We start from the raw sequence: 401 nt of genomic DNA on the forward strand, positions 1-401 counted from the left end.
ATGATCACCACCGCGCCGCGTAACGCGTTGCCATGCGGCGGGGCCAGCAGGGCGGCGACACTACGGCCGATGAACGTACCGCCGTAGCGGTCGGTCACCCTAGCGTTGGCCCGATGTAGCGCCATCTCGGCCGAGCGATGAGACAGCACCGAGGTCAGTCGAGTCAGCGACGTCGAAAACGCGACAACCTCCGGGTGGCCCCCTGCCCGGCGCAGCACCGCCGCCCGCATCAGACGCAGATAGATGGCGGCGTAGGGCTGCATCGAGCGGCTCACATCGCAGAGCAGGAGCACCCGCCTGGGGCGTCGGCGGGGCCGGATCCGTGCCAACAGCACCGACTCCCAGCCAGTCGACCGCGACGCGTTCATCGTCGCCCGCAGGTCGATGCGCTTGCCGTGGTG

1 protein-coding gene is annotated in these 401 nt (G+C 69.3%); it reads right to left on the minus strand.

Translation table 11 applies throughout. The features are described from left to right. On the minus strand, positions 1 to 401 hold a 401-nt coding region (locus V2J85_RS40960), incomplete at both ends, for a VWA domain-containing protein (RefSeq protein ID WP_330824441.1).

The sequence above is a fragment of the Streptomyces bugieae genome, assembly GCF_036352915.1.
In the GTDB taxonomy this organism is placed as follows: Bacteria; Actinomycetota; Actinomycetes; order Streptomycetales; family Streptomycetaceae; genus Streptomyces; species Streptomyces endophytica.